Genomic DNA, 22,476 nt, shown 5'->3' with positions numbered 1-22,476 from the left:
GCGTCAAATCGCTGACCTTCAACGCTCGGGTGCGGCTCGCAGGGCCAGCGCGCCACTCCCGAAAGACCAGTCGGATTAGACAAGCCATCCTAGCTCGCTTCAAATAACGCCATGGCCTCGACATGCGCCGTCTGAGGAAACATATCGAGAATCCCGGCACGTTTTAATCTATAGCCCTGCTTGATCAGTTCGACCGTGTCACGAGCCAAAGTTGCCGGATTGCATGACACGTACACCAACCGCTTGGCACCGAGGGTCGCCAACTGGCGGACCACCTCGAAAGCACCGTCGCGGGGTGGGTCCAAGAGTACCGCAGAAAAGCCTTCATCAGCCCACTCGGCAGCGCTCAGAGGTTGGGATAAATCGGCTTGAAAAAAGCGCGTGTTATGCAAATTGTTGCTGGCGGCATTCTCCGCGGCGCGCGCCACCATGGTCGCCACGCCTTCCACTGCCACCACTTCCCGCACTTGCCGGGCCAGCGGCAACGCGAAGTTGCCCAGGCCGCAAAACAGGTCCAGCACCCGCTCATCAGCTTGCGGCGCGAGCCACTCCAGGGCCTGGGCGACCATCGCTTCATTGACTCCCGCATTGACCTGGACGAAGTCACCCGGCCGATACGCCAGGTGCAGGTCCCAGGTCTCCAGGCGGTAGCCCAGAGCCTGCGATGGATCAAAGGGTTGCGGCTCGCCTTCACCGTGCAGCCACAATTGCGCCTGATGGAAATCGCAGAAGTCCTTGAGGATCGTCAGGTCGCTGTCGGACAACGGCGCCATGTGGCGCAACAGCACCGCCAGGGCCGAACCGCTGAACAACTCCACATGCCCCAATGCCTGAGGCTTGCTCAAGCGTCGCAGCATGGCGGGCAAACGGTTCATGACAGGTTGCAAGGCCTGTACCAGCACCGGGCAATCGTCGATGGCGACAATGTCCTGGCTACCGGCAGCGCGAAAACCCACCTCAAGTTGCTTGCCCTTGGCGTCCCAGCGCACCGCCACCCGGGCGCGGCGCCGATAGCCGAACTCGGGACCGCTCAAGGGGGCGGCCCAGGCCTCGGGCTCGACACCCGCGACCTTGGACAACTGCTCGGCGAGCATGCGCTGTTTCAGGGCAAGCTGTTCGTCATGGGGCAAATGCTGGACACTGCAACCGCCGCAACGCCCGGCATGGGCACAGGCCGCCGGGCGACGCAGATCACTGGCGTTGAAGATGCGCTCGGCACGGGCCTCCACCACTTTGCCGTGGCTGCCCAACACCCGAGCTTCGACTTCTTCACCGGCCAGGGCACCGCTGACAAACCAGGTACGCCCTTCGACAAAGGCAATGCCACGGCCGTCGTTGGCCAGACGCTGAATCGTCAAACGCTGTTTCTTGCCCACTGGAATCTGCGGCGCCCGGCTACCGCCCGCCGGCTGGAAGCGCAGGCCTCTATCGTGCTTAGCCATCAATTGGGCGCATCGAAAATACCGGTCGACAGGTAACGATCGCCACGGTCGCAGATGATCGCGACCATGACCGCGTTTTCCACTTCCCGGGACAGGCGCAGCATCGCTGCCACCGCACCGCCGGAAGAGACGCCACAGAAGATCCCTTCTTCACGGGCCAGGCGCCGAGTCACGTCTTCGGCCTCGCTCTGGGCCATGTCGACGATCCGGTCGACCCGACTGGCCTGGTAGATCTTCGGCAGGTATTGCTCGGGCCAGCGGCGAATGCCGGGAATGGCCGAGCCTTCCATCGGCTGCAGACCGACGATCTGCACCGCCGGGTTCTGCTCCTTCAGGTAACGCGAGGTGCCCATGATGGTGCCGGTGGTGCCCATCGAGCTGATGAAGTGAGTAATGCTGCCCTGGGTCTGGCGCCAGATTTCCGGGCCGGTGCCGCTGTAGTGGGCCTCAGGGTTGTCGCCGTTGGCGAACTGGTCGAGCACCTTGCCGCGGCCTTCGGCCTGCATCCGCTCGGCCAGATCGCGAGCGCCTTCCATGCCTTCTTCCTGGCTGACCAGAATCAGCTCGGCGCCGTAGGCGGTCATGGCCGCCTTGCGCTCGGCGCTGGAGTTGTCGGGCATGATCAGGATCATCTTGTAGCCCTTGATCGCCGCAGCCATGGCCAGGGCGATGCCGGTATTGCCCGAGGTCGCTTCGATCAGGGTATCGCCGGCCTGGATCTGCCCGCGCAACTCGGCGCGGGTAATCATCGACAGTGCCGGACGGTCCTTGACCGAACCCGCCGGGTTGTTGCCCTCGAGCTTTAGCAGCAGGGTATTGCTGGTGGCGCCGGGCAGGCGCTGCAGGCGGACCAGGGGGGTGTTGCCGACGCAATCGGCGATGGTTGGGTACTGCAAGGTCATGGCGTATTCGCAATCCAGACTGCGGGGGCGCCTATCATACCGGCAAACGACCGAGCGCCATATCACGCAAAGTGCGAGCCTTATGGCTTATTGGAATAAGGTAGCCCAGGGCAAGCCTCAGGCCGCCAGCAGGCGCACGTGGATGCGCAAGCCCTGGGCCAGGTTCTGCGCCCACAACTGCCCACCCTGACGCCCTACGGCATTGCGGGCGATGCTCAGGCCCAGGCCGAAACCGCCATCCCCCGGTCGCGACCCATCCAGACGAGTGAAGGGGGCGAAGATCCTTTCCAGATCCTCTTCAGCCACCCCCGGCCCTTCGTCATCCAGCCACAGGTGCCAGTACTTGCCGTCGCGCTGGCCTCCGAGGCTGACCCGTGCTCCGGCCGGCGAATGCCGAATAGCGTTGCGCAGGATGTTTTCCAGGGCCTGGACCAGGGTATTGAGGTGCCCGCGAACCCAGCAATCGGCCTCCAGCTCGCAACGCAGCTGCTGCGCGGACCAGCCACTCTCGAAGCAGGCATTTTCGCTGAGCATCTCCCACAACGCCTGGACCTGGATCTGCTCTTGCGGCAGTGGCGCACGCTCGGTGTCCAGCCAGGCCAGTTGCAGGCTGTCCTCCACCAGGCGCTGCATGCCGTCGACCTCCCGCGCCAAGCGCTCGCGCAGCGCGGCAAGATCACGCTCGCCATCGCAGGCCACGCGCAGGCGGCTCAGGGGGGTGCGCAACTCGTGGGACAGGTCCCGCAACAACTGCTGCTGCACCGCCACGGTACTCTGCAGACGTTCGGACATCTGATCGAACGCCCGTCCCAGTTCGCCCAGCTCGTCCCGACGCTGGGTGGTTTCACTGGACAGCCGCACGTTCAACTGCTCCGCCCGCCAGGCGTTGGCCTGCTCGCGCAACTGGTTCAGCGGCACCACCAGCAAACGATACAGGCCGACACACAGCAACAAGGTGAACAGCCCGGGAATCACTCCATTGGTAATCACCTGCCAGAACACCCGGTAGCGCCCCGGCATGAAACGTTGCGGCAACTCGATCACCAGGCTGCCCAGGGACGGATCCTCGGGAAAGGGTACTTTCAGCCACGGCAGGCCCCGGGCGTGCCTGCTCACCGGCCAGTCGGCACCGCGCAGGAAGGTCAGGCGCTGGGCCTCCGCCGGCGTCAACGGGTAGCTGCTCAGGGATTGCAGGTCACTGCCAATCACGCCGATCCAGGTTTTCTCGCGGCTGGCGATCTGCTGGATCCAGGCATCGACACCGGCACTCTGGCCGCCCTTCCAGGCCTGCTCGGCCTCGCGGGCATAGCTGCCCAAGGTGGCTCTGGCCTCATCGGAGAGGTAGAGGTTCTTCTGCTCCACATAACGCCCCCAAGACCAGCTCAGCCAGATCATCAACAGGCAGAAAGCTACCAACAGGCACGCCAGCTTCCAGAACAGCGAATGCCGCCCCGGCAGATCAGACCAGTTCATCTAAGGCGCTCAGCACATAACCCTTGCCCCACACGGTTCGCAGCTCACGCTCGCTGTAGCCCAGCGCCTTGAGCTTGCGGCGGATCTGGCTGACATGCATGTCCAGGCTGCGGTCGTGGGCCGCATAACCGCGTTGCAGTACATGCTGATAAAGGAAGGCCTTGCTCAACACCTCGTCGCCATTGCGGTGCAAGGTATCCAGCAGGCGGTATTCACTGCGGGTCAGGCCGGCCCATTGCTCGGCAAAGAACACGTCGCTGCGCTCATCGTCGAAGCGCAGGCTCTGGGCCAGGCTGACGGGTACCGGCGGCATCGGTCGCCGGTCCAGGGCGACCCGGCGCAGGATGGCCTCGATGCGCACACGCAGCTCGGCCATGCTGAATGGCTTGGGCAGGTAATCGTCGGCCCCCAGGCGGAAACCGCTGATTCGGTCGGCTTCCGCCCCCAGGGCGGACATCAGCAGCACCGGCGTGGAATGGCTCTGGCGAAAGTGCGTGAGCACTTCCAGGCCATCCATTCCGGGCAACAGGATATCCAGCAGCACCACATCGAAAGGTCGGCGCCGGGCAATGCCCAGCCCTTCCGGGCCGTTCTGGCACCAGGTCACGGCAAAGCCACAATGCTCCAGTTGCTCGCGCACATAGGCACCCAGCACCGGGTCATCTTCAATGGTCAGAATACGTGGTGGCTCAACAGATACGGGAGTCATTGACTTCTGCAAGTGATTCTCAGTTGGGCGATTATTCAAGATTGCCCGGATCGCGGCAACCAGTGCCTTGGTCGCAGCCCGGCTTCAGGCATTTCAGGCGACGGCCGCCCTGGCGCAATTTGCCAAGATCAGCCCCCGGCAAATCGTTACACTGCGCAGGTGGCGCATCACGGACGTGCCCGTAGACCTTTCAAAACAGCGTGGAAGCAGGAGAGTTGCGTGCTCAAGAAACTGGGAATCAAAGGCCGCGTACTGTTGCTGACCTTGTTGCCAACCAGCCTGATGGCTTTGGTGCTGGGCGGCTACTTCACCTGGATGCAGCTCTCGGACCTGCAGACCCAGCTCCTGCAGCGTGGCGAGATGATCGCGGAACAACTGGCCTCCCTGGTGGCCCCGGCCATGGGCAACCACAACACCCAGATGCTCGAGCGCATTGCCACCCAGGCGCTGGAACAGCAAGACGTGCGCGCCGTATCGCTCCTTGCCCCGGATCGCAGCCTGCTGGCCCATGCCGGCCCCAGCATGCTCAACCCGCCTCCCGCCGGTAATAGCAGCCACATGATGCAACGCTCCGGCAGCGACGCGACCCGCTATCAACTGCCGGTCTTCGGCCGGCACCGCAACCTGGCCGGCGACCTGATTCCCGATGAGTCCGACCGCCTGCTGGGCTGGGTGGAACTGGAGCTGTCCCACAGTGGCATGCTGCTGCGCGGCTACCGCAGCCTGTTCGCCAGCCTGCTGTTGATTGCCGCCGGGCTGGCCGGCACCGCCCTACTGGCAGTGCGCATGGGCCGCACAATCAACAACCCGCTGACCCAGATCAAGCAGGCCGTGGCGCAACTCAAGGACGGCAACCTGGAAACCCGCCTGCCACCCCTGGGCAGCCAGGAGCTGGATGAGCTGGCCTCGGGCATCAACCGCATGGCCAGCACCCTGCAGAATGCCCAGGAAGAATTGCAGCACAGCATCGACCAGGCCACCGAAGACGTGCGCCAGAACCTGGAAACCATCGAGATCCAGAACATCGAGCTGGACCTGGCGCGCAAGGAGGCCCTGGAGGCCAGCCGGATCAAGTCGGAATTCCTGGCCAACATGAGCCATGAAATCCGTACACCGCTCAACGGCATTCTCGGCTTCACCCACCTGTTGCAGAAAAGCGAGCTGACACCACGCCAGCTGGACTACCTGGGCACCATCGAGAAATCCGCCGACAGCCTGTTGGGCATCATCAACGAGATCCTCGACTTCTCGAAAATCGAAGCCGGCAAACTGGTGCTCGACAGCATCCCGTTCAACCTGCGGGACTTGCTGCAAGACACCCTGACCATCCTCGCCCCGGCCGCCCACGCCAAGCAGCTGGAACTGGTGAGCCTGGTCTATCGCGATACGCCGCTGTCGCTGGTGGGCGACCCGCTGCGGCTCAAGCAGATTCTTACCAACCTGGTGAGCAACGCCATCAAGTTCACTCGCGAAGGCACTATCGTCGCCCGGGCCATGCTGGAAGAAGAACACGAAGACAGCGTGCAACTGCGCATCAGCATCCAGGACACCGGTATCGGCCTGTCGAACCAGGATGTGCGCGCCCTGTTCCAGGCCTTCAGCCAGGCTGACAACTCGCTGTCGCGGCAACCCGGCGGCACGGGGCTTGGGCTGGTGATTTCCAAGCGCCTGATCGAACAGATGGGCGGCGAGATCGGTGTCGACAGCACCCCGGGCGAAGGTTCGGAGTTCTGGATCAGCCTCAACCTGCCGAAAACCCGCGACGACGCCGAGGACCTGCCCGGCCCGCCGCTGCTGGGGCGGCGCGTGGCGGTACTGGAAAACCACGAGCTGGCGCGCCAGGCCTTGCAACACCAGTTGGAGGACTGCGGCCTGGAGGTGACCCCGTTCAATACCCTGGAGGCCCTGACCAACGGCATTACCGGCGTGCACCAGAGCGAACAGGCCATCGACCTGGCGGTATTGGGCATCACCACCAACGACATGTCGCCGGAACGCCTGAGCCAGCATATCTGGGACCTCGAACACCTGGGCTGCAAGGTCCTGGTACTGTGCCCGACCACCGAACAGACACTGTTCCATCTGTCGGTACCCAACCCTCACAGCCAGTTGCAGGCCAAGCCCGCGTGCACCCGCAAGCTGCGCCGGGCCCTGTCCGACCTGGTGACCCCGCGCCGGGCTCGCAGCGAACCGGAGGAAACCCTTTCCAGCCGCGCGCCGCGAGTGCTGTGTGTCGATGACAACCCGGCCAACCTGCTGCTGATCCAGACCCTGCTGGAGGACATGGGCGCCAAGGTGCTGGCGGTGGACAACGGTTACGCCGCGCTGAACGCGATCCAGACCGAACCCTTCGACCTGGTAATGATGGACGTGCAGATGCCCGGCATGGACGGCCGGCAGAGTACCGAGGCGATCCGCCAGTGGGAAAGCGAGCGACACGGTACGCCGCTGCCCATCGTCGCCCTTACCGCCCACGCCATGGCCAACGAGAAGCGCGCCCTGCTGCAAAGCGGCATGGACGACTACCTGACCAAGCCCATCAGTGAGCGCCAACTGGCCCAGGTGGTGCTGAAATGGACCGGCCTGGCCCTGCGCAACCAGGGCCCGGAGCGGGCCAGCGAGCGCCCGGAACTGGGGCTGGAGCTGCAGGTACTGGATCAGGATGAAGGCCTGCGCCTGGCCGCCGGCAAGGCCGATCTGGCGGCGGACATGCTGGCCATGTTGCTGGCGTCCCTGGACGCCGACCGCGAAGCCATCAAGGCAGCGCGGGCCGCCAATGACCAGAACGCCCTGATCGAACGGGTCCATCGCCTGCACGGTGCCACCCGCTACTGCGGTGTGCCGCAATTGCGCGCCGCCTGCCAGCGCAGCGAGACCCTGCTCAAGCAGGAAGATGCCAAAGCCTTTGCCGCCCTGGATGAACTGGACCACGCCATCGGCCGCCTGGCTGCCGAAGCGCGGACCAACGCCTGACCCAGGGCAAGACCTGCCCGGCGCCCAGCCGCCATGCTGGGCGCCCCGAACAAGGATGCAGCCATGCGTACGATTCTTTTCAGCAGCCAGAACTACGACCGCGAGAGTTTCCTCGGCGCTCAACTGCCAGCAGGCATCGAACTGCAATTCCAGGCCGCACGCCTGAGCCTGGATACCGCCGCCCTGGCTGAACGCCATGAAGTGGTCTGTGCCTTTATCAACGACGACCTCAGTGCCCCGGTACTGGAACAGCTGGCTGCCGGTGGCACCCGCCTGATCGCTCTGCGCTCGGCCGGCTACAACCACGTCGACCTGAGCGCGGCCCAGCGCCTGGGGCTGGATGTGGTGCGGGTCCCGGCCTATTCCCCCCATGCGGTCGCCGAACATGCCGTGGCCCTGATCCTGGCGCTCAACCGCCGCCTGCACCGGGCCTACAACCGCACCCGCGAAGGCGACTTCACCCTGCACGGCCTGACCGGCTTCGACCTGGTGGGCAAGACCGTGGGCATTGTCGGCACCGGCCAGATCGGCGCCACCTTCGCCCGGATCATGGCCGGCTTCGGCTGCCAGCTGCTGGCGTACGACCCCTTCCCCAATCCCGCCGTAGAAGCCCTCGGTGCCCGTTACCTGGACCTGCCCGAGCTGCTGGCCCAGTCGCAGATCATCAGCCTGCACTGCCCGTTGACCGAGGACAGTCGTTACCTGATCAACCAGCAGAGCCTGGCCCACATGCAACCGGGAGCAATGCTGATCAACACCGGGCGTGGCGGCCTGGTGGACACCCCGGCGCTGATCGAGGCGCTCAAGAGCGGCCAACTGGGCTACCTGGGGCTGGATGTCTATGAAGAAGAGGCGCAATTGTTCTTCGAGGACCGCTCCGATCTACCCCTGCAGGATGACGTGCTGGCGCGGCTGCTGACCTTTCCCAACGTGATAGTCACTGCGCACCAGGCGTTCCTGACCCGAGAAGCCCTGGCGGCCATCGCCGAGACCACCTTGCACAACATCGCCAGCTGGGCAGCTGGCCAGCCGCAGAACCGGGTCCACGGCTGAAATCCGCGCCACGGGCTGATCGAAGGTCACCTGCCCGCAACCTGCGCCGCAGGGGCCCGTGCTAGCATACGCGGCAGATTTGGAGGACCCATGGTCGAACACGATTTCCGCTACAACCTGATGAACCCGCAACACACCCTGATCGAATGCCGTGCCCTGGTGCCCGGCCGCTATCAAGTCACCGGCAACGGTGGCTCGATCCGTACCGACGACGTGCTTCTGGTCACCCTCAAGGGCAGCAAGGACCTCTCCATGCGCCTGACCGTGGACACCGTGCGCCACTTGATCAACCCCGTCGGCCAGTGGGTCGCCGTGGCGCGTGGCCCGGTATTCGGCGAACTGGCGATCCACCAGTGGCAGGTCAATTGCGACAGCTGCGACGCCACCCTGGACTTCGAGTTCGCAGTGGATGCCAAGCTGGGCAGCAAGGCCCAGAAGCCTGCCGCCAGCGCGCGCATTGCCGAGCTCGGCTGGCGTAGCGAGGGTGAGCATCACCGCTGCCCGAAATGCCAGCAGGCCGGCCAATGAAACGCCTGATGCTGGCTGCGGCGCTGGGGACCGGCCTGCTGGGCTGCGCCGCCGAGCCGCTGAAGTTGCAGCAGGACCGCAGTTACGTCCTGGAATGGATTGGCGAGCGTCCGCTGATCGATTACAGCCACCTGACCATCACCCTCGGCGAGGACGGTCGGGCCTATGGCAATGGCGGCTGCAACCACTGGTTCGCGCCCTACACCCTGGACGGCGAAAAACTCAGCTTCGGCAAGGTCGGCAGCACCCGCAAACTCTGTGCACCGGCGTTGATGGAGCAGGAGCGGCGCTTCCTTCAGGCGCTGGAAACCGTTGAGCGCTGGGACATCTCGCCGATCGAACAGGTGCGGTTCTGGCCTGCCGAGGGCAAGCCGTTGCGCTGGTGGCTGGAAGAAGGCTGATAGTGCGCTAGCCGCTGCCGAGCCCGCGAGGCTGCGAACGGGACTCCAGGATGTTCCTGGATGAATCTCTGGCGAGTTTCAGGCCCCCTGCGTCACTTGAGGGCGCTCGCACTGCGCGGCAGCGGCTCCAGATCCTCGCGCCCTCAATGCCCGCGCAAGGCCTGCAGTTTCGCCAGCACGCCGGCTGCAGTCTGCTCGCCCATCATCTGCTCACGTACCTTGCCCTTGTCGTCAATGATGTAGGTCACCGGCAGCGCCTCGCTGCGTGGCAGATCGAAGAGCTCCGCGGGGTTCCGTGCCAGCACGGTGAACTTGATCCCCAGCTTCTCGCTGGCGCTCTTTAGCTCTTCACCCTGCACATTGTCGAAGTTGACCCCCATCACCGATGCCGACTGCCCCTTGAGCTGCTCGTTCAGGGCATTGAGTTCCGGGATCTCGGTACGGCAAGGCCCGCACCACTCGGCCCAGTAGTTGAGCACCAGCCACTGCTTGTCGATACGCTCGGCGGCGACTTTCTGGCCATACTGGTCGACCCCGTAGTCATTGCCACAACCGCCCAGCAGCAGGGTTGTGATGATCGCCAATACCGCCGCCAATTGCCTTGCCATGCGCTGTTTCCTGTCTTGAAAGATGTCTTGAAAAATAGCCGTCGACCCAGGGTCGCTGCGACCTAACGACTCCCAAGGTTCAGGAGTGCCCATCGCGCGGGTAGAATAGCCGCCACCTTACGCAAGATGCGACCCGCACATGACCGATCTGACGCTTTATCACAACCCGCGCTGCTCGAAATCCCGCGGTGCTCTGGAACTTCTGGAACAACGCGGCCTGGCCCCGACCGTGGTCCGCTACCTGGAAACCCCACTGGATGCCGCCCAGTTGCGCAGCCTTCTGGCCAAGCTCGGCCTCAACGCGCGCCAGCTATTGCGCACCGGCGAGGACGAGTACAAGACCCTCAACCTGGCCGACCCGAGCCTCAGCGAAGAGCAACTGGTCGCCGCCATTGCCCAGCACCCGAAACTCATGGAGCGGCCGATTCTCGAAGCCGGCGACAAGGCCATCATTGGCCGGCCGCCGGAAAACGTGCTGGAGATCCTGCCTTGAGCGCGCCCTATGTCCTGGTCCTGTACTACAGCCGCAACGGTTCGACCAACGAGATGGCCCGGCAGATCGCCCGCGGCGTCGAGCAGGCCGGCCTGGAGGCTCGTCTGCGCACTGTCCCGGCGATCTCCGCGGAATGCGAGGCGGTCACCCCGGACATCCCCGACAGCGGCGCCCTGTACGCCAGCCTCGACGATCTGAAGCACTGCTCAGGCCTGGCCCTGGGCAGCCCGACCCGCTTCGGCAACATGGCAGCGCCGCTGAAGTATTTTCTCGACGGTACCAGCAACCTCTGGCTGACCGGTGCCCTGGTGGGCAAGCCTGCCGGCGTGTTCACCTCGACCGCCAGCCTGCATGGCGGCCAGGAAGCCACCCTGCTATCGATGATGCTGCCATTGCTGCATCACGGCATGCTGATCACCGGCCTGCCCTACAGCGAGTCGGCCCTGCTGGAAACCCGCGGTGGCGGCACGCCGTATGGCGCCAGCCACCATGCCGGAGCAGATGGCAAGAGCCCACTGGACGAACACGAGATTGCGCTGTGCCGGGCCCTGGGCCTGCGTCTGGCGAAAACCGCCCTGCGACTGGAGAACGGCCGTGGCTAAGAAGCCGAAGATCCTGCCCCCGGTGGAATGGCTGGAGCCCCGGGTCCGCCTGATGCGAATCCTCAGCCTGGTCTGCTTCTTCGGCCTGGTGGGGCTGCTTTGCGGGTATTACCTGCTGGTGGCCGATCTGCACGGTGCCCGCCCCTGGGTCATCCTGCTGATCGAGCTGGTGCCGCTGCTGCTGATGGCCCCCGGTATGCTCAGCGGCAGTGCCCGTGGCCATTCGTGGATGTGCTTCGTGGTCAACCTGTACTTCATCAAGGGCGCCCTGGCGGCCTACGATCCGAACCGCCAAATGTTCGGCCTGCTGGAGATGTTTGCCAGCCTGGCCGTGTTCACTTCGGCGCTGCTCTACGTGCGCTGGCGCTTCCAACTTAATCGCCGGCTCGCGGGCGAAGGCACCAGCCCGGCCTGAATCCGCCCCAGGTTCCCCGGCTCCCGGGGAACTTGTAATGCCGCCAAAGGCCCCAACCTTGGTCAACAGACTTTCCGACCCTCCCGACCGTCCCGGAGCAGGCATGCACGATTACAAATGGCTGAATGAATACTGTCTCAACCGCTTCGGTTCCGCTGCGGCCCTGGAAGCCCAGTTGCCCACCCCGGCCAGCGACGACTACCTGCGCGCATTGAGCGCCGACCGCTACCTCTCGACCCTGGCCCTGCGGGTTTTCCGCGCCGGCCTCAAACACAGCCTGGTGGACGCCAAATGGCCGGCGTTCGAGCAGGTGTTTTTCGGCTTCGATCCGGACAAGGTGGTGCTGATGGGCGCCGAGCACCTGGAGCGGCTGATGCAGGACACGCGGATCATCCGCCACTTGGGCAAGCTCAAGAGCGTGCCGCGCAACGCGCAGATGATCCTTGATGTGCAAAAGCAGCACGGCAGCTTTGGCGCCTTCATCGCCGACTGGCCGGTGCAGGACATCACCGGGCTCTGGCAGTACCTGGCCAAACATGGCAACCAGATGGGCGGGCTGTCTGCCCCGCGCTTCCTGCGCATGGTGGGCAAGGACACCTTTATCCCCACCTGGGACGTGGTCGCGGCCCTCAATGCCCAGAACATCATCGACAAGGTACCCAGCAGCAAACGCGACCAGGCCCTGGTGCAGGAAGTATTCAACCAATGGCAGCAGGAAAGCGGCCGGCCACTGTGCCAGCTGTCGGCAATGCTGGCCTACACCGTCAATCACTGAGCCGCCCGCTCCCCGGCATCACTTCCTGCCCGAAACAACGGGCAGGAAAACCTCCCTTCTCATGCCCGCCCTCCAGCCCAAGCTGACAATAAGCTGAACTAAACGCGAGGATTTTTCATCCGCTGTTTTTTATCGGATAAAGTTCGCCTCGCACTTGCCTCAACGATAAAAACGAAACTCCGGGAATAACCTCCCGAAGCCATCTGACGTGCATAACCGGATAACAAAGCAGCGTTCGGGCCAACAACCTGAACAAAGGCTGTCCGGCTTTAAAAGAACTGCCGTCGCCCATTCGTTTTTTTCACATTGCTTTCACTCTTCGCCCACCTGGTCCGACCTAAATTGGCCCCAGTTGCAGTGCGGGCTCCAGTGGCTGCATGTCGTTCGTCTTCAGCGCACCAGTTCCAACCCGAACAACCAACACTCGGCAAAAACCTACTCAGGTACACCACGTGCTCAACACCGCTGAATCCGGCACTGGCAACAAGCCCCCCCGAACCTGGCGAATCGTCGGTGGCGTCTGTGCGGCGGCCCTGGCAATCCTGGTCAGCGGCTTTGTCCTGTGGCCCATCACGCCTCGCGACCTGGGGGTCGGCAACCAGATGCAGCAGGCCAACATCTACCGTCACTGGCAAGGGGGCGAAGTGATAGTCCTGGTCCGCCATGCCGAGCGTTGTGACCGCTCCGCCAACCCCTGCCTGGGGCCCGCCGATGGCATTACCCAGCTCGGAAGCCACAGCGCCAGCGACCTGGGACGAGCCTTTCGCACCCTGGGCATGGCCGCCACTGATGTCATCAGCAGCCCCGCAACCCGCACCCGGCAAACGACGGAATTCATGTTCAACGGTGCGGCGCAGACCCAGGACTGGCTGGCCACCTGTGACGAGCATTTCCAGCAGACGATCAAGGCGCACAAGTCACTCAAGCGCAATCTGATCCTGATAACCCACAGCGACTGCATCAGCAGCCTGGAACGCCAGCTGGGCTACCCGCACGCCCTGGCCAGCGAATACACCAGCTCGCTGTTTATCACCCTGGACCCGCAAGGCCACATGCAAGTACTGGGAACCCTGGATGCAGGCAGCTGGCAGCACGTACTTGATCAACCCCTTGAGTAACTTGTAACTATTTTTAACAACATGCCAACAGACTTTATTAGGGGAAGCGACACACTTGCCGGCTAATTATTGACTTAACAAGTTTCTGTACTAATAAGAAACGGACAGCCGCATTTATAAAAAAATTCTCAAACAAATGAATGCTACCCGCTGAAACTTCGCGAACTTGGGAAAGCCAGCAGTTCCACAAAATTGACGCTTTGTCAGCAACCCCCAGCAAATAACGAAATCGCTATCGGCCAATGACTTCGAGGATACAAATGCACCGCACTTCGCCGCCCCCCGCTTATGGAACAAGCGCCCCGCCATCCGGCTTTAGCCTCGGCGCAAGTACAACCAGCACTCTCCAGCGCTGGGCACTTCCTCTGTTGCTCGTGGCCTTCGGCCTGTTCTACCTGCTACCTCTGACCAGCCACGGCCTGTGGATTCCCGACGAGACCCGCTACGCCCAGATCAGCCAGGAAATGCTGCTCAGTGGCGACTGGGTGGCGCCACACTTCATGGGCATCCGCTACTTCGAGAAGCCCATCGCCGGCTATTGGTTGATCGCCATCGGCCAGGCGGTCTTTGGCGACAACCTGTTCGGCGTGCGCATTGCCTCGGCCCTGAGCACCGGCCTGAGCGTACTGCTGGCCTACCTGATCACCCGCCGGATGTGGAACGACCCGCGCAAGAGCTTCGCCGCCGCCCTGCTTTATATGAGCTTCGGCCTGATTGCCGGCCAAGCCGGATACTCCAACCTTGATCCGCAGTTCACCTTGTGGGTCAACCTGAGTCTGGTAGCCCTGTGGTTCGCCCTGGACGGCCGAACCACCCGCGAACGCCTGCTGGCATGGGCCGGGCTGGGCGTCGCCTGTGGCATGGGCTTCATGACCAAGGGTTTCCTGGCCTGGCTGTTGCCGGTACTCATCGCCCTGCCCTACATGATCTGGCAACGCCGTCTGGGCGAACTGCTGCGCTACGGGCTGGTGGCCGTGCTGGTAGCGATCGGCATCAGCCTGCCCTGGGTACTGAGCATTCACGCCCACGAGCCCGACTTCTGGCGCTTCTTCTTCTGGCACGAGCACATTCGCCGCTTCGCCGCCGACAACGCCCAACATACCCGCCCCTGGTGGTTCTACCTGCCGCTGCTGCTGGCCTCCAGCCTGCCCTGGGCAGCCCTGTTGCCGGGCACATTCATGCAAGCCTGGAAAGACAAGCGCCAGGCTCCGACCGGATTCCTGCTGCTGTGGTTCCTGCTGCCCCTGGCGTTCTTCAGCCTGAGCCGCGGCAAGCTGCCAACCTACATCATGCCGTGCCTGCTGCCGCTGGCCGTGCTCATGGGCAGCGCCCTGATCGACCGTATCAACGCCAGCCAGGGCCGGAGCATCCGCATCAACAGCCTGCTCAACCTGCTGATCGGCGTGGCGGCCATGGTGGCCCTGCTGTACATCCAGCTCACCCGGCCGGTCTACGGCCACAACGAGATGCTCGGCCTGTCCTTGGTGTTCATCATGCTGATGGGCTGGATCATCGCCAACCTGCTGCCGGCCGCCCGGCCGCTGCAGTACTGGGCGGCCCCGGCCCTGGGCATCTGGTTGCTGGTGGCCCTGCTGCCGGCGGGCATGCCGGGGTTCATCGTGCATAACCAGATGCCGGACCAGTTCATCAAGGAACATATCGAGGAGCTCAGGCAGACCAAGACGCTGCTGAGCAATGACCTGGGCGCCGCCTCGGCCCTGGCCTGGCGCCTGCAACGCCCGGAGGTGACGCTGTACAACACCGAGGGCGAATTGAAATATGGCCTGGCTTATGCTGATTCGGCGCAGCGCAAGGTAAGCATGGCCGAGGTCGGGCAGTGGGTCAGCGAGGCCCGCAAACAGGGTTCGGTGGGTGTGGTGATGCGGGTCAAGGACGTGGTGGAAAGCGAGGAAGTGGCGCTGCTGCCGCCCGGAGGCAAGCGCTATGAGGAAGGCAATATGCTGGTCCTGATCCTGCCACAAATCCAACCCTGACCCTGGGTACCCTTGTAACGACAGCGCCGACCACGGTTGGCGCTGGCTTTTCTTCACGCTTCGATGCCCTGGATGGCTGCGACTTTTCCCACCGCCGCTCTGGAAATCCATCTATGAATCTGTTTCGCAGCGAACGCGGGGCCCTGGCCCTGCTGCTCGGCGTGTCTGCCTTGATCCTGCTGCTGGGCCTGGGCTCCCGTGAACTCTGGGGGCCGGAGACCCGCTGGGCCAACATCGCCTTGCAGATGTTGCAGAGTGGCGACTATTTCGACCCTTACCTCAAGGGCGCTCCCTACTACGACAAGCCCCTGCCCTCCTACTGGCTGATTACCGCCAGCGCCTGGCTGATGGGGGGCCTGGGGCACTGGTCGCTGCGCCTGTCCTCGGTGATCGCCGCATGGCTGAGCATCTGGCTGGTTTACCTGATCGGCGAACGGCTGTTCCACAAAGGCACTGGGCTGATCGCCGGCTGGATGCTGGCCACCACCTTCTATTTCGCCTTCTGGGCGCGGGTGGCCACGGCCGACATCCTGACCGTCTGTGGCGTATTGGCTGCAGTGTGGTGGTACTGGCGCGGCCCGGAAGATACCCGCCTGGGCCGCTATACGGTGTTCTTCCTGATATTGGCGGCGACCTCGCTGCTCAAGGGGCTGATCGGCTTCGTCCTGCCGGGGCTGATCCTGTTGCCACACCTGCTGAGCCAGGGGCGCTGGAAACGCCACCTGAACCTGCGCCTGGTGCTGGCCTTGAGCATCGCCGCGCTGTTCTACATGGTGCCCTTCGTTCTCTCGCACCTGTACGGCGCTCCCAGCTACGGGGAAAGCGGCCTGAGCCTGGTGTTTCGCGAGAATGTGGTGCGTTTCTTCAACCCCTTCGACCATGTCGGGCCGATCTACACCTACCTGATCTACCTGCCGGCCTATACCTTGCCCTGGGCGCCCTGCTGGATCCTCGGCCTATGGCTGGCGGCCCGGCACTGGCGCCAGTTGCAACCCAATGAACGCTGGCTGGTGTGGGCCCTGGGGCTGCTGTTCCTGTTCTTCACCGCCAGTGGCAGCCGGCGCAGCTATTACGTTCTGCCCCTGGTGCCCTTCGCTCAGTTGCTCGGTGCCTGGTGGCTCAACCGTCGGCTGCAGCTACGCCAGGCCGCCGGCAAACCCGTTTCCCGTGGCTGGCCCCTCGGCTTCTCCTGTGCGGCCCTGGTCATGCTGCTGGTGCTGGGGGTTGCCTACCCCTGGAGCAACAGCGGCGGGGGGGTGATGCAGTTCAGCGCCGATACCCGGGCTGCCGCGAGCCGGATCGCTCCCTGGAATCAATGGCGGATGGTCATGGTGGAAATCGATAACAAACTGCCGATGTACCTGCAGAACCAGGGCGCACCCTTCTACTACGTGGCAGAAACCGCAGATTTCCCGCGTAACGGCAGCAGCGCGGACTTCATGGCCTGGCTGGACAAGACCAGTGGCCAGCACTGGGACCCGCAGCGCACCCTGATCTTCGTCCAGCAGAAGCACGATGAGCCGCTGATACTGGGGTATCTGGTCGAGGATCATCAACTGGTCCGCACCACCCCGACCAACGGTGAGCGCCTGGCCAAGAAACCGGCGCAAGGCAGCGTGGCCTTCATTCCCCGCATGCCTGGGAGCTGAATGACCGGGCTGCGCAAGCGCAGCACGGATTCACCAGGATCGGATCAGAGGTTCACCACATTGACGAAACGCGGCGTGGCGCTGTCGTCGATGCGCAGGCTGGTGAAGTCGAACAGATTGCGGTCCGCCAGTTGCGAGGGGATCACGTTCTGCAGGCCGCGGAAGATGCTTTCGGTACGCCCTGGAGTCTTGCGCTCCCATTCCTGAAGCATCTCCTTGACCACCTGGCGTTGCAGGTTCTCCTGGGAACCGCAGAGGTTGCACGGGATGATCGGGAACTGCTTGAGGTCGGAATAGGCCTGGATGTCCTTCTCGCTGCAGTAGGCCAGCGGGCGGATTACCACGTTGCGCCCGTCATCGGCCAGCAGCTTGGGCGGCATGGCCTTGAGCGAACCGTTGTAGAACATGTTGAGGAAGAAGGTCTCGACGATATCGTCGCGGTGGTGACCCAAGGCCATCTTGGTGGCGCCTATTTCGTCGGCGAAGGTGTACAGGGTGCCGCGACGCAGGCGCGAGCACAGCGAGCAGGTGGTCTTGCCTTCCGGGATCAGCTCCTTGACCACCGAATAGGTGTCCTTCTCGACAATGTGGTACTCGATCCCCAGTTCATTGAGGTAGGCCGGCAGCACGTGCTCGGGAAAGCCTGGCTGTTTCTGGTCCATGTTCACCGCGACGATCTCGAACTTGATCGGCGCCACCTTCTGCAGGTGCAGCAGCACGTCGAGCATGGTGTAGCTGTCCTTGCCGCCGGACAGGCAGACCATGACCTTGTCGCCCTCTTCGATCATGTTGAAATCGGCGACCGCTTCGCCCGCCTGGCGGCGAAGACGTTTCTGCAGTTTGTTCTGGTTGACCGTAAGAGTGCCCATGGCTCTTGAAATCCGCGAGGTATGTGACGAAAAGCCGGACATTTTACGCAAAAACCCCAGCCCCGTGAAAGCGCCGCAGAGCAGCGGTGCCGGGGCCGCAATGACAGATGCAGCAGCGATTAGCCCGGGGGTTTACAGCGCAATTTGCTCTAAAGGTGCGTACATCTGCGGAAAACTCCTCCCTATACTGCGACATAAGGTCGCATGCACATATAGACCTATACTGACTGTGCCACTTGGCTGTAAGCGCTCCGTTGGGGGGCGATGGCAACAATAAAGGAGTGACTGACCATGATTCATCATGTCGTAGGACTCTTCACCCACCCCGATCAGGAATGGCGAGACATCCGTGGCGATGCCGAGGAAAGCATCAGCCACATGTACCTCACCCATACGCTGATCCTCGCGGCAATCCCCGCCATTTCGGCTTTTATCGGCACCACCCAGGTCGGCTGGGTCATCGGCAATCGCGCGCCGGTGATGTTGACCATGGAAAGCGCCCTGTGGATGACCATCATGTCGTACCTGGCCATGCTTGGCGGCGTGGCGGTGATGGGCGCGTTCATCCACTGGATGGCCCGGACCTATGACGCCAGCCCGAGCCTGGCACGTTGCGTGGCCTTTGCCACCTACACCGCCACACCGCTGTTCGTCGGTGGCCTGGCGGCGCTGTACCCGCACATGTGGCTGGGCATGATCGTCGGCACTGCCGCCATCTGCTACACGGTCTACCTGCTGTATGTCGGGCTGCCGACCTTCATGAATATCCCGTCGGACGAGGGGTTCCTGTTTTCCAGCTCAGTGCTGGCAGTCGGCCTGGTGGTACTGGTCGCGATCATGGCCTTCACCGTGATTGTCTGGGGCCTGGGCGTCGGCCCCGTGTACACCAACTGACGCCGCACCAATAATAATCCTCTGTCTGCCAGCACAGGCCGCCGCAAGGCGGCCTTCTTATGGGCGCGGGATGGATGACCATTCGGCGCCTGGGCGATTCGGAACCCCCCCTGTTTGCGGCATACTCACTCCCTCTGGAGAGCCGTTAAGCATGCCCGAGCAACTCAATACCCGCGTCGAAGATTGTTTCCAACTCGCTGAATCCTTTTTCAAACGTCCTTTCAAACGCCCGGTGGTCAGCCTCAAGTTGCGTGGCCAGAAAGCCGGTGTCGCCCATTTGCACGAGAACCTGCTGCGCTTCAACCCGCAGCTGTACCGGGAAAACACCGAGGACTTCCTCAAGCAGACCGTGGCCCACGAAGTGGCACACCTGATCGCCCACCAACTGTTTGGCGAACGTATCCAGCCCCACGGTGAAGAGTGGCAACTGATCATGCGCGGGGTGTACGAACTGCCGCCCAATCGTTGTCATACCTACGACGTCAAGCGTCGCAGCGTGACCCGCTATATCTACCGCTGCCCCTGCGCCGAGAGCGATTTCCCGTTCTCCGCCCAACGCCACAAACTGGTGGCCCAGGGGCGTCGCTATCTGTGCCGGCGTTGTCGGCAAACCCTGGTCTACAGCGGGGAAACCAGGGTCGAGTGACAGTTTTAAAGCACTGCCTCGGCAAACCCGCAGCTACGCGATGACCCGCTCGCGCCGCAGTGCCTCGATGCGCTCGGCGCTGTAGCCCAGTTCCTCCAGCACCTGATCGGAATGCGCCCCCAACCTGGCGCCAATATGCCGCGGCTCTGGCAGCCCCTCGGAAAACTTCAACGGGCAGGCCATCTGCGCCTGCCGGCTGCCGTCTTCACGGGGCACCTGGCTGACCAGTTGCCTGGCCTGCAACTGCGGATGTTCCAGGGCCTCGCCCAGGCTCAGCACCGGCTCGACGCAGGCATCGAAGCCAGCGAACAGCTGGCACAACTCGGCGAAATCGTGTTTCTCGAATTCGACCTGCAAGGCCTGCTTCAGTGCCTGTTGCTGTTCGGGCAAGGGAGACAGGCCCTGGGCCGCCAGTTCCGGGCGGCCCAGGGCCTGACACAACTGCTGCATGAACACCGGCTCCAGACTGCCCACCGACAGCCAGCGCCCGTCCCGGCTGCGGTAGTAATCATAAAAGCTGCCACCATTGAGCACCTGCTGCTCCATTCCGGGCTCGACCCCACAGGCCAGGTAGCCGGCACCGGCCATGGCGTTCAGGCTGAACACGCAGTCGGTCATGCTCACGTCCAGGTACTGTCCCTGGCCGCTGTGCTGGCGCGCGATCACCGCTGCCAACAGGCCGATCACCCCATGCAGCGAGCCCCCCGCGATATCCGCGGCCTGGATGCCCAGGGGTAATGGTCCCTGATCGCGGCGGCCGGTCTGGCTGGCCAGCCCGGCCAGGGCCAGGTAGTTGATGTCATGCCCGGCGCGGTCCCGGTAGGGGCCGGTCTGGCCATAGCCGGTAATAGAGACGTAGATCAGTCGCGGGTTGATCGCCTTCAAGGCCTGGTAACCCAGCCCCAGGCGCTCCATCACGCCCGGGCGGAACTGTTCGAGAACAATGTCGTAGTCCTGCACCAGTTGCCGCACCACCTCCAGCGCTTCGGGACGCTTGAGGTCCAGGGCCAGGCTGCGTTTGTTGCGGTTGAGATAGGCATGGCTGGCGGAAACCCCGGCATCGTGAGGCGGCAACACCCGCAACAGATCCATGCGGGTCGGCGACTCGATGCGCAGGACCTCGGCGCCCATGTCCGCCAGCAGCAACGAGGCGAAGGGCCCCGGCAGCAGGGTGGAGAAATCCAGTACCTTGAGTGACGCCAACGGCCCTTGCATAGCCCTCTCCTCTTGATCGGCAGCCCACAGAGTAGGCAGCCGCGACGCCCGCAACAATCACCGCAACAGTCAGCCGGGCTGACCGTTGCGCTCAATCGCCAGGCAATAAAAAACCCGCCGAAGCGGGTTCCTTATATAGCTCAAGGCTTACTTGATGCTCGGTGCCGGGCCTTCGGCCACACCCAGGTCATCGGTTTCACGGGTGTCGGTAATCGGCCGGCCACCGGAAGCCAGCTCGGATTGCAGCTTGTCTTCGTCCAGCTCCTTGACCCACTTGGCAACCACTACGGTAGCCACGGCGTTGCCCACCAGGTTGGTCAGGGCGCGAGCTTCGGACATGAAGCGGTCGATACCCAGGATCAGCGCCAGGCCGGCCACCGGCAGGTGACCCACGGCCGACAGGGTCGCGGCCAGGACGATGAAGCCACTGCCCGTCACACCGGCAGCGCCTTTGGAAGACAGCAGCAGCACCAGCAGCAGGGTGATCTGGTGAGTGATGTCCATGTGGGTATCAGTGGCCTGGGCGATGAACACCGCAGCCATGGTCAGGTAGATCGAAGTACCGTCGAGGTTGAACGAATAACCGGTAGGGATCACCAGGCCGACCACCGACTTCTTGGCGCCCAGGCGTTCCATCTTGATCAGCATGCGCGGCAGGGCCGATTCCGAGGAGGAAGTCCCCAGCACGATCAGCAGTTCTTCACGGATGTAGCGGATCAGCTTGATCACGCTGAAGCCGTGGGCGCGGCAGATTGCCCCCAGGACCACCAGCACGAACACCACGCAGGTGATGTAGAAGCAGATCATCAGTTGGCCCAGTTGCACCAGGGAACCCACACCGTAGGCACCAATGGTGAACGCCATGGCGCCCAGCGCACCCAGGGGCGCGAGCTTCATGATCATGTTGATGATGTTGAACATCACATGGGCGAAACGGTCGATGAAATCCAGCACCGGCTTGCCGTAGGCGCCCAGGCGATGCAGGGCGAAACCGAACACCACGGAGAACATCAGCACCTGCAGGATATCGCCATTGGCGAAGGCGCCGACGATGGTGGCCGGGATGATGTTGAGGATGAAGCCGACGATGCTCTGGTCATTACCGGCAGTCACGTAGGCTGCAACTTTCGAGGCGTCCAGGGTCGAAGCGTCGATGTGCATGCCGGCCCCCGGCTGCACCACGTTGACCACGATCAGGCCGATCAGCAGGGCGATGGTGGAGACGATTTCGAAGTACAGCAGCGCATAGCCGCCGGTCTTGCCCACCGACTTCATGTTCTGCATGCCGGCGATACCACTCACCACGGTACAGAAAATGATCGGAGCGATGACCATCTTGATCAGTTTGATGAAGCCGTCACCCAGGGGCTTGAGAGCCACGCCGGTCTGAGGGTAGAAGTGGCCGAGCAGGATGCCGATGGCGATGGCAACGATCACCTGGAAATACAGGGATTTGTACAGTGGCTGACGAGTCGTCATTGCAAGTTTCCTCAAGAGCCCCGGCATGCACTTTCCGTCGATGCATGCGGTGCCTAAAGTGCGAACCCTCCTGCGCTGGAGGGATTTGTTGTGTCGAGCTGCGTGCTGGCAGATCTTCCGGCTCTATCGCAAAGCCCGTGCCACCTTGTGAAAAAGCCTTGCAGGCCTTTAGACATCAGGGGTGCGGGCTGATCCTTGCATCCGTTGCGCAGGCTGAAGCTGGCGGATTTCCGCCCAC

21 protein-coding genes are annotated in these 22,476 nt (G+C 63.1%); 13 read left to right on the top strand and 8 right to left on the bottom strand.

The features are described 5' to 3' along the window. Nucleotides 1–89: 89 nt before the first annotated feature. The 4 genes from rlmD to AC1RGE_RS19805 form a co-directional block, all read right to left on the bottom strand. Nucleotides 90–1,442, bottom strand: coding sequence for a 23S rRNA (uracil(1939)-C(5))-methyltransferase RlmD (rlmD, locus tag AC1RGE_RS19820; protein WP_011062710.1), 1,353 nt, complete (start codon nucleotides 1,440–1,442; stop codon nucleotides 90–92). Further along, complete coding sequence (cysM, locus tag AC1RGE_RS19815) at nucleotides 1,442–2,344, bottom strand: cysteine synthase CysM (RefSeq protein ID WP_011062711.1); 903 nt, start codon at nucleotides 2,342–2,344, stop codon at nucleotides 1,442–1,444. Before cysM ends, rlmD begins: the two co-directional genes overlap by 1 nt. Before the next feature lie 117 nt (nucleotides 2,345–2,461). Then, nucleotides 2,462–3,817: a histidine kinase sensor domain-containing protein gene (locus AC1RGE_RS19810; RefSeq protein ID WP_492584874.1), complete on the bottom strand. Its 1,356-nt coding sequence runs from the start codon at nucleotides 3,815–3,817 to the stop codon at nucleotides 2,462–2,464. After that, nucleotides 3,804–4,526 carry a response regulator transcription factor gene (locus tag AC1RGE_RS19805; protein WP_011062713.1) on the bottom strand — a complete coding sequence of 241 codons (723 nt, stop codon included), beginning with the start codon at nucleotides 4,524–4,526 and terminating at the stop codon, nucleotides 3,804–3,806. The genes AC1RGE_RS19810 and AC1RGE_RS19805 overlap by 14 nt, the downstream gene beginning before the upstream one ends. A gap of 219 nt (nucleotides 4,527–4,745) precedes the next feature. Between AC1RGE_RS19805 and AC1RGE_RS19800 the strand changes: the two genes are divergently transcribed. The 4 genes from AC1RGE_RS19800 (at nucleotide 4,746) to AC1RGE_RS19785 (ending at nucleotide 9,481) form a co-directional block, all read left to right on the top strand. Beyond that, entirely contained in the window at nucleotides 4,746–7,499 is a 2,754-nt protein-coding gene (locus AC1RGE_RS19800) for a response regulator (protein WP_011062714.1), read from the top strand. A gap of 63 nt (nucleotides 7,500–7,562) precedes the next feature. Continuing rightward, nucleotides 7,563–8,552 (top strand): 2-hydroxyacid dehydrogenase, encoded by a 990-nt coding sequence (locus AC1RGE_RS19795; RefSeq protein ID WP_011062715.1) that lies wholly within the window; start codon nucleotides 7,563–7,565, stop codon nucleotides 8,550–8,552. A gap of 90 nt (nucleotides 8,553–8,642) precedes the next feature. After that, nucleotides 8,643–9,080, top strand: a complete 438-nt coding sequence (locus AC1RGE_RS19790) for a hypothetical protein (RefSeq protein WP_011062716.1) — start codon at nucleotides 8,643–8,645, stop codon at nucleotides 9,078–9,080. Beyond that, complete coding sequence (locus AC1RGE_RS19785; protein WP_401020405.1) at nucleotides 9,077–9,481, top strand: META domain-containing protein; 405 nt, start codon at nucleotides 9,077–9,079, stop codon at nucleotides 9,479–9,481. The genes AC1RGE_RS19790 and AC1RGE_RS19785 overlap by 4 nt, the downstream gene beginning before the upstream one ends. A 143-nt stretch (nucleotides 9,482–9,624) precedes the next feature. Here AC1RGE_RS19785 and AC1RGE_RS19780 read toward each other — a convergent pair whose 3' ends face one another. Beyond that, nucleotides 9,625–10,089 carry a TlpA disulfide reductase family protein gene (locus tag AC1RGE_RS19780; protein WP_011062718.1) on the bottom strand — a complete coding sequence of 155 codons (465 nt, stop codon included), beginning with the start codon at nucleotides 10,087–10,089 and terminating at the stop codon, nucleotides 9,625–9,627. Nucleotides 10,090–10,228: 139 nt separating this feature from the next. On the opposite strand from AC1RGE_RS19780, the gene arsC reads away from it, so the two are divergent. From arsC to AC1RGE_RS19745, 7 genes are all read left to right on the top strand, one after another. After that, nucleotides 10,229–10,582, top strand: a complete 354-nt coding sequence (gene arsC / locus AC1RGE_RS19775; protein WP_011062719.1) for an arsenate reductase (glutaredoxin) — start codon at nucleotides 10,229–10,231, stop codon at nucleotides 10,580–10,582. Further along, a complete protein-coding gene (gene wrbA, locus AC1RGE_RS19770; RefSeq protein WP_011062720.1) occupies nucleotides 10,579–11,184 on the top strand; it encodes an NAD(P)H:quinone oxidoreductase in 606 nt (201 codons plus the stop codon). The genes arsC and wrbA overlap by 4 nt, the downstream gene beginning before the upstream one ends. Then, the gene (locus AC1RGE_RS19765; RefSeq protein ID WP_011062721.1) at nucleotides 11,177–11,599 is read left to right on the top strand and encodes a DUF2069 domain-containing protein; all 423 of its coding nucleotides are present in this window, start codon (nucleotides 11,177–11,179) and stop codon (nucleotides 11,597–11,599) included. Before wrbA ends, AC1RGE_RS19765 begins: the two co-directional genes overlap by 8 nt. A gap of 103 nt (nucleotides 11,600–11,702) precedes the next feature. Further along, nucleotides 11,703–12,374, top strand: a complete 672-nt coding sequence (locus AC1RGE_RS19760; protein ID WP_011062722.1) for a DNA-3-methyladenine glycosylase I — start codon at nucleotides 11,703–11,705, stop codon at nucleotides 12,372–12,374. 452 nt (nucleotides 12,375–12,826) lie between these two features. Continuing rightward, the gene (gene pmrG / locus AC1RGE_RS19755) at nucleotides 12,827–13,492 is read left to right on the top strand and encodes a lipopolysaccharide core heptose(II)-phosphate phosphatase PmrG (protein WP_053159789.1); all 666 of its coding nucleotides are present in this window, start codon (nucleotides 12,827–12,829) and stop codon (nucleotides 13,490–13,492) included. 242 nt (nucleotides 13,493–13,734) lie between these two features. Continuing rightward, entirely contained in the window at nucleotides 13,735–15,486 is a 1,752-nt protein-coding gene (gene arnT, locus AC1RGE_RS19750) for a lipid IV(A) 4-amino-4-deoxy-L-arabinosyltransferase (RefSeq protein ID WP_492584872.1), read from the top strand. A gap of 113 nt (nucleotides 15,487–15,599) precedes the next feature. Next, nucleotides 15,600–17,135, top strand: coding sequence for an ArnT family glycosyltransferase (locus tag AC1RGE_RS19745; RefSeq protein ID WP_492584870.1), 1,536 nt, complete (start codon nucleotides 15,600–15,602; stop codon nucleotides 17,133–17,135). 44 nt (nucleotides 17,136–17,179) lie between these two features. Here AC1RGE_RS19745 and ttcA read toward each other — a convergent pair whose 3' ends face one another. Continuing rightward, on the bottom strand, nucleotides 17,180–18,004 hold the full coding sequence (ttcA, locus tag AC1RGE_RS19740) for a tRNA 2-thiocytidine(32) synthetase TtcA (protein WP_492584868.1): 825 nt from the start codon (nucleotides 18,002–18,004) through the stop codon (nucleotides 17,180–17,182). A gap of 291 nt (nucleotides 18,005–18,295) precedes the next feature. Here ttcA and AC1RGE_RS19735 point away from each other — a divergent pair, with 291 nt between their 5' ends. Both AC1RGE_RS19735 and AC1RGE_RS19730 read left to right on the top strand, forming a co-directional pair. Next, a complete protein-coding gene (locus AC1RGE_RS19735) occupies nucleotides 18,296–18,898 on the top strand; it encodes a Yip1 family protein (protein WP_011062727.1) in 603 nt (200 codons plus the stop codon). A gap of 151 nt (nucleotides 18,899–19,049) precedes the next feature. Beyond that, nucleotides 19,050–19,544: a SprT family zinc-dependent metalloprotease gene (locus AC1RGE_RS19730; protein ID WP_011062728.1), complete on the top strand. Its 495-nt coding sequence runs from the start codon at nucleotides 19,050–19,052 to the stop codon at nucleotides 19,542–19,544. Between the two features lie 33 nt (nucleotides 19,545–19,577). On the opposite strand, the gene AC1RGE_RS19725 is transcribed toward AC1RGE_RS19730, so the two are convergent. Together AC1RGE_RS19725 and AC1RGE_RS19720 are read right to left on the bottom strand one after the other, a co-directional pair. Beyond that, on the bottom strand, nucleotides 19,578–20,759 hold the full coding sequence (locus tag AC1RGE_RS19725; protein ID WP_019094596.1) for a CaiB/BaiF CoA transferase family protein: 1,182 nt from the start codon (nucleotides 20,757–20,759) through the stop codon (nucleotides 19,578–19,580). Nucleotides 20,760–20,906: 147 nt separating this feature from the next. Next, nucleotides 20,907–22,238, bottom strand: a complete 1,332-nt coding sequence (locus tag AC1RGE_RS19720) for a dicarboxylate/amino acid:cation symporter (protein WP_011062730.1) — start codon at nucleotides 22,236–22,238, stop codon at nucleotides 20,907–20,909. Nucleotides 22,239–22,476: the final 238 nt, after the last annotated feature.

The organism is Pseudomonas sp. GW823-FHT02C05 (genome assembly GCF_058797595.1).
The sequence above is the reverse complement of the archived record's forward strand: the minus strand, read 5'-3'. Positions and strand labels throughout refer to the sequence as shown.